Here is a 6637-nt window from a genome sequence, read left to right as displayed (position 1 = left end):
GGCACCCCCCTGGCGGCACCCCCTGGCACCCCCTTGGCACCTGAATGCGGTTGAGGGCGCCCCGGGCACAGAATCCGTGCCCGGGGCGCCCTTCTTCGTGTCCATGCGACAGGAATCCGCCCCTAGTCGCGTTCAGGTGCGGGATGGGTCGTCCTCAACCGCGTTCAGGTGCGGAGAAGCCCCGCCCGGTCCCGTTTCTGTTTCCATCTGAAAACGCCCTGTTGTCCCCTCCACAGAACCATGACATACTCCCTCCACAAGCATCAGTCCGCGACCGAGGAGGCGGCCCCATGAACCACGCACCGTCCCCGCGGTCCCTTCTCGCCCTTGCGACCTAGCAAGACGCGAGCACCCAGCACCATCGAGAGCACGCGTCGCCCTTGGGCCCCACGCGTGCTTTCTCTTGACGCCGCGGGCCCCGGACCCCCAAGGAGGGACCATGACCCGCAAGATCGCCATCTTCGACACCACCCTGCGCGACGGCGAGCAGTCGCCCGGCGCNTCCATGAACACCGAGGAGAAGCTCGTGGTGGCCCGCGAGCTCATCCGCATGAAGGTCGACGNCATCGAGGCCGGCTTCCCCATCTCGAGCCCGGGCGACTTCAAGAGCGTGGCCGAGATCGGCCGCCTGGCCGGCGACGACTGCGTGGTGTGCGGCCTNACCCGCGCCGTTGNCCGCGACATCGAGGTGGCCGCCGAGGCTCTGGCTACGGCCAAGCGCCCCCGCATCCACACGGGACTGGGCGTCTCGCCGTCCCACCTGCGCGACAAGCTGCGCCTCACCGAGGACCAGGCCGTGGAGCGGGCCGTCCATGCCGTGCGCTCCGCCAAGAGCTTCGTGGACGATGTGGAGTNCTACGCCGAGGACGCCGGCCGCGCTGACATCCCGTTCCTCGTCCGCATCATCCAGGCAGCCGTGGACGCCGGCGCCACCGTGGTGAACATTCCCGACACCACCGGCTACAACCTGCCGTGGGACTTCGGCGCCCGCATCCGCTCCCTCATGGAGAACGTCCGCGGCATCGAGGACGTCACCNTCTCCGTGCACACCCACAACGACCTCGGTATGGCCACGGCGCTGGCCATGGAGGCCGTGCGCAACGGNGCCTCTCAGATCGAGTGCACCATAAACGGCCTGGGCGAGCGGGCCGGCAACACCGCCNTGGAGGAGGTGGTNATGGCCATCCGCATGCACGGCGAGGAGCTCGACGCGCACACGGGCGTCGACACACGCGAGCTCACCCGCGCCAGCCGCCTGGTCTCTTCCATCACCGGCATCAACGTGCAGCCAAACAAGGCCATCGTGGGCGCCAACGCCTTCGCCCACAGCTCGGGCATCCATCAGGACGGCGTCCTCAAGGCCCGCGACACCTACGAGATCATCGACCCGGCCGACGTGGGCGCCGGCGGCTCCCAGATCATCCTCTCGGCCCGCAGCGGCCACGCCGCCCTGCGCCACCGCTACGAGGAGCTGGGCTACGCCTTCACCGACGCCGAGTTCGAGCCCGTTTACGAGGCCTTCCTCGAGGTGGCCGACAAGAAGAAGGANGTCTACGACGGCGACCTCGAGTCCATCGTGAACGAGCGCAACCGCGCCGACGAGGCCATCTGGACCCTGGACGCCGTGCAGATCGCCTGCGGCTTCCCGCTTACCCCCACGGCCACCCTCACCCTCATCGGCGAGGACGGCAACCGCATCACCGAGGTGGCCTACGGAACCGGCCCCGTGGACGCCGTCTACAAGGCCGTGGACAAGGTCGTGGGCGTGGGCTGCGACCTCTCGGAGTTCTCGGTCAAGGCCGTCACCCGCGGCATCGACGCCCTCGGCGAGGTCACNGTGCGCGTCACCGGGGGCGACGGCGAGGTCTACATCGGCCGCGGCTCCGACGGCGACATCATCGTCTCGAGCTGCCGCGCCTACCTCAACGCCCTCAACNGCCTCATCGCCGACAAGCGCGAGCGTGNCTAGGCACGGCGCGAGTTAGGAGACAACCATGCCCAGGCCCATGACCATGGCTGAGAAGATCCTCGCGGCCCACGCGGGGCTGTCCGAGGCGCATCCCGGGCAGCTCGTGGAGTGCGACCTCNACCTCGTGCTGGCCAACGACNTCACGGCCCCCATCGCCATCGACGTGGNGGAGGACCTCGGCCACGGCGTGTGGGACGCCGACCGNGTGTGCCTCGTGCCCNACCNCTNCNNCCCCANCAAGNACATCAAGAGCGCCGGGCAGACCAAGAGGATGCGCGACTTCGCCCNCGCTCAGGGCATCTCCCACTACTGGGAGCAGGGCCGCGCCGGCGTGGAGCACGCGCTGCTCCCTGAGCAGGGCGTCATGGGCCCCGGCGACCTCGTGATCGGCGCCGACTCCCACACCTGCACCTACGGCGGCATCGGCGCCTTCTCCACCGGCGTGGGCTCCACCGATGCCGGTGTGGGCATGGCGAGCGGCCGCGCNTGGTTCCGCGTGCCCGAGACCCTGCGCGTGGAGCTCGTGGGCGAGCTGCCCGCCTATGTCACAGCCAAGGACGTCATCCTGCACCTCATCGGGCTCATCGGCGTCGACGGCGCCCTCTACCAGGCCCTCGAGTTCGGCGGCCCCGGTGTGGCCGACCTCTCCGTGGAGGGGCGACTCACCATCGCCAACATGGCCATCGAGGCCGGCGCCAAGGCGGGGCTCTTCGAGGTGGACGACGTCTGCCGCACATGGCTCGAGGGCCGCTGCGAGCGCCCGTGGACCGAGTACCACCCCGACGCTGACGCCGCCTATGCCCGCACCGTCACCATCGACCTGGCTGAGGTGGAGCCCTGCGTGGCCTGGCCGCACCTGCCCAGCAACGTGCACACCGNNGCCGAGAGCCGCCACATCGCCGTGGACCAGGCCGTGATCGGCAGCTGCACCAACGGCCGCATCGAGGACATGCGCGAGGCCGCCGACGTCCTCGAGGGCCGCTGCGTGGCCCCGGGCGTCCGCTGCATCGTGTTGCCGTCCACCCAGGACGTCTGGCGCCAGTGCGTGGCAGAAGGCCTCATGGACGTCTTCGTGGACGCCGGCTGCGTCGTCTCCACGCCCACCTGCGGCCCGTGCCTGGGCGGCTACATGGGCATCCTCGCCGACGGCGAGCGCTGCATCTCCACCACCAACCGCAACTTCGTGGGTCGCANNGGCGCCAAGACCAGCGAGGTCTACCTNGCCGCCCCGGCCGTCGCCGCGGCGAGCGCCGTGGCCGGCCGCATCTGCCTGCCCAGCGACCTCGACCCCCGAGAGGAGTAGCCATGGAGTTCGAGGGCACCGCCTTCCGCTACGGCCGCGACATCGACACCGACGTCATCATCCCGGCCCGTTACCTCAACACGTCCGATCCAGCCGAGCTGGCCCGCCATGCCATGGAGGACCTCGACGAGACCTTCGTCGACCGCGTGCGCCCCGGCGACATCGTGGTGGCCGAGGAGAACTNCGGCTGCGGGTCGTCGCGCGAGCACGCCCCNGTGGCCCTCAAGGCCGCCGGCGTGGCCTGCGTCGTGGCCAAGAGCTTCGCCCGCATCTTCTACCGCAACGCCATCAACATGGGACTGCCCATCCTCGAGTGCCCCGCGGCCGTGGACGCCGTGGAGGACGGCCATACCGTTGCCGTGGACACCGAGGCCGGCACCGTGCGCGACGTCACCACGGGCCAGGAGTTCACCGCCGAACCGTTCCCGCCGTTCCTTGTCGAGATCATGGACGCCGGCGGCCTCGTGGAGCGCACCCGCCGGGTGCTCGACGCCAGGGAGGGGGAGTGACCGTGACCGCCTACACCGTCTGCTGCCTGCCCGGTGACGGCATCGGCCCAGAGATCATGGCGGCGTCGCGCGCGGTGCTCGACGCCGTGGCCGAGAGGTTCGGCTTCACCGTGGACTGCGAGGACCACCTCATCGGCGGCGCCGCCATCGACGCCNGCGGCTGCGCCCTGCCCGACGCCACCCTGGAGGCCGCCCGTGCGGCCGACTCCGTGCTTCTCGCCAGCGTGGGCGGCCCCAGGTGGGACACCACCGACCCCGCCGCCCCCCGCCCGGAGCAGGGGCTCCTCGCCATCCGCAAGGCTCTTGGCCTCTACTGCAACCTGCGCCCGGTGCACGTGTTCGACGCCCTGGTGGACGCCTCGAGCCTCAAGCCCGAGCTTGTGCGCGGCGTGGACATGCTCATCGTCCGCGAGCTCACCGGCGGCCTGTACTTTGGGGCCCGCGAGCGCATCGACGACGCTCCCGGCGCCGGCGCGAANGGNGAGCCCGGCGTGTGGTGCTCCGACGCCCTGGAGTACGGCGAGGGAGAGATCGAGCGCGTGGTGCGCTACGCCTTCGAGGCCGCGGCCGGGCGCCCGCGGGCCACGGTCTGCTCGGTGGNCAAGGCCAACGTGCTGGGCACGAGCAAGCTCTGGCGCGACGTGGCCCACCGCGTGGCGGCTGAGTACCCGCAGGTGGCCTTCTCCGACATGCTCGTGGACAACTGCGCCATGCAGCTGGTGGCCCGGCCGGCGCAGTTCGACGTCGTGGTGACCGAGAACACCTTCGGCGACATCCTGTCCGACGAGGCCTCCATGGTGGCAGGGTCGCTGGGGATGCTCGCCAGCGCGAGCCTGGGCGACGGCACGCCGCTCTTTGAGCCGAGCCACGGGTCGGCGCCCGACATCGCCGGAAAGGACGTGGCCAACCCCCTGGCCCAGATCCTCTCCGTGGCCCTCATGCTACGTCACGGCTTGGGCCAGCCCGCGGCCGCCGACGCCGTGGAGGCAGCCGTGGAGCGCGCCCTCGACGACGGCTGGCGCACGGCTGACATCGCCGACGACGCCACCCCGGCCGACCGCGTGCTGGGATGCGCGGCCATGGGCGAGAGGGTGGCGGCCTACCTGGCCTAGGGGCGCCTGCTCCTGTCGCGGCGGTACCCGCGTGCGGCGCCCGAAGCGTCCGACTGGCGGGACGGCCGTGGCCCTCGGTGCCCGCAGAACGTTCTATGGGTGGATAAGCGCCCGTGGAAGCTTCTGCGGGTACCGCCCGGGCGTCCCGTCACCCGCAGAAGCTTCCACGGGTGGNTTTTGCCGCTCCCGGCACCCGTAGAACGTTCCGCGGGTACTCTCACCACGGGTGTGGCAGAGGAAGAGTCCGACCAAAGTGACGGTGGGACAAAAGTGTCCGAGTGTTGGGACAGACGAGCGCTGCTCGCCGGGCCCCAACCCCTCCCGTGATGCAAAACCCGGGTCCCGGGANCCGAAGGCCTCGCGGCCCTACAGCTGCGCCTGGACCACCGTCGTTGCGAAGCCGGCGTCGGCCAGGGCGGTCACGATCTGGNCGCGGTGCCCGGCGCCGAAGNCCTCGATGGTCACCTTGAGCTCCACGGCGGCGNTGCGGTTGGTGCTCACGAACTGGTTGTGGTCCAGCTTGATGACGTTGCCGTTGTTNTCGGCCANCACCGAGGCCACCTTCACCAGCATGCCGGGGCGGTCGGGCAGCAGCACGGAGACCGTGAAGATGCGCCCGCGCTNGATGAGGCCGTGCTGCACCNCGGAGCTCATGGTGATCACGTCCATGTTGCCGCCGGAGAGGATCGCCGCCACGCGCTTGCCCTCGGCGGGCAGGTGCTTGGCCGCGGCCACCGTGAGCAGGCCGGAGTTCTCCACGATCATCTTGTGGTTCTCGACCATGTCGAGGAAGGCGACGATGAGCTCCTCGTCCTCCACGGTGAGTATCTCGTCCACGTTGTCGCGCACGTAGGGGAAGACCTTGTCGCCGGGCTCGAGCACGGCGGTGCCGTCGGCGATGGTGTCGGCACCGGGGAGCTTGACCACATGGCCGGCCTCCACGCTGGCACGCATGCAGGCGGCTCCGGCGGGCTCCACGCCGACGACGCGGATCTTGGGGTTGTACAGCTTGGCGAACGTGGCGACGCCGCAGGCGAGGCCGCCCCCGCCGATGGGCACGAGGATGGTGTCCACGAGCGGTAGCTCCTGCACGATCTCCATGGCGATGGTGCCCTGGCCCGTGNCCACCGTGGGGTCGTTGAAGGGGTGCACGAAGGTGAGGCCCTGCTCCTCGGCCAATTCCAGCGCGCGCTCGCACGACTCGTCGTAGACGTCGCCGGCGAGCACCACCTCGGCCCCCAGGGCCTTGGTGCGCTCCACCTTGATAAGCGGCGTCGTCGTGGGCATGACCACCACGGAGCGGGCGCCGGCACGGCTCGCGGCATAGGCCACGCCTTGGGCATGGTTGCCGGCGCTGGCGGTGATGAGGCCGCGGCCCAGCTCCTCGGGGGAGAGGGTCGAGATCTTGTAGTAGGCGCCGCGCACCTTGTAGGCGCCGGTGCGCTGGAGGTTCTCGGGCTTGAGCCACACGCGGTTGCCGGTGGCGGCCGANAGCTGCGGGCTCTCCTGCAGCTTGGTCTCCTGCGTGACGTCCTTGACCTTGATCGAGGCCTCCTCGAAGGCCTCGAGGGTGAGCATCTCTGCCATGGGGCTCCTTCGTGCGGTGCGGTGCGTGGCATCCGGGCGGTCACCGGTCCCACGGGCGCGGGCCCGGTCCGGCCGTTCTCGAGTACTATAGGGAAACCCGCCGCGCCGTCGGCAGGGTGTTTTCAGTCTCGACGCACGGGGAGGGCCCATGGGGGAG

At 70.3% G+C, this 6637-nt stretch carries 4 protein-coding genes and 1 pseudogene; 4 read left to right on the top strand and 1 reads right to left on the bottom strand.

Features of this window, described 5'->3' with window-relative positions:
- Nucleotides 1-439 precede the first annotated feature (439 nt).
- From JX283_RS07565 to leuB, 4 genes and pseudogenes are all read left to right on the top strand, one after another.
- The gene (locus tag JX283_RS07565) at nucleotides 440-1969 is read left to right on the top strand and encodes a 2-isopropylmalate synthase (protein WP_204830029.1); all 1530 of its coding nucleotides are present in this window, start codon (nucleotides 440-442) and stop codon (nucleotides 1967-1969) included.
- A gap of 25 nt (nucleotides 1970-1994) precedes the next feature.
- Nucleotides 1995-3272: pseudogene (locus JX283_RS07560) on the top strand (3-isopropylmalate dehydratase large subunit).
- Nucleotides 3273-3274: 2 nt separating this feature from the next.
- Entirely contained in the window at nucleotides 3275-3781 is a 507-nt protein-coding gene (locus JX283_RS07555) for a 3-isopropylmalate dehydratase small subunit (RefSeq protein WP_204830028.1), read from the top strand.
- Nucleotides 3782-3783: 2 nt separating this feature from the next.
- Nucleotides 3784-4893, top strand: a complete 1110-nt coding sequence (gene leuB, locus JX283_RS07550; protein WP_370583433.1) for a 3-isopropylmalate dehydrogenase — start codon at nucleotides 3784-3786, stop codon at nucleotides 4891-4893.
- Nucleotides 4894-5259: 366 nt separating this feature from the next.
- On the opposite strand, the gene ilvA is transcribed toward leuB, so the two are convergent.
- Nucleotides 5260-6480, bottom strand: coding sequence for a threonine ammonia-lyase (gene ilvA / locus JX283_RS07545; protein ID WP_204830027.1), 1221 nt, complete (start codon nucleotides 6478-6480; stop codon nucleotides 5260-5262).
- Nucleotides 6481-6637 lie beyond the last annotated feature (157 nt).

The sequence above is a fragment of the Olsenella sp. CU969 genome, from assembly GCF_905219715.1.
Classification (GTDB): domain Bacteria; phylum Actinomycetota; class Coriobacteriia; order Coriobacteriales; family Atopobiaceae; genus Granulimonas; species Granulimonas faecalis.
Note: the sequence above shows the minus strand (reverse complement) of the source record. Positions and strands in the feature narration are given on the sequence as shown.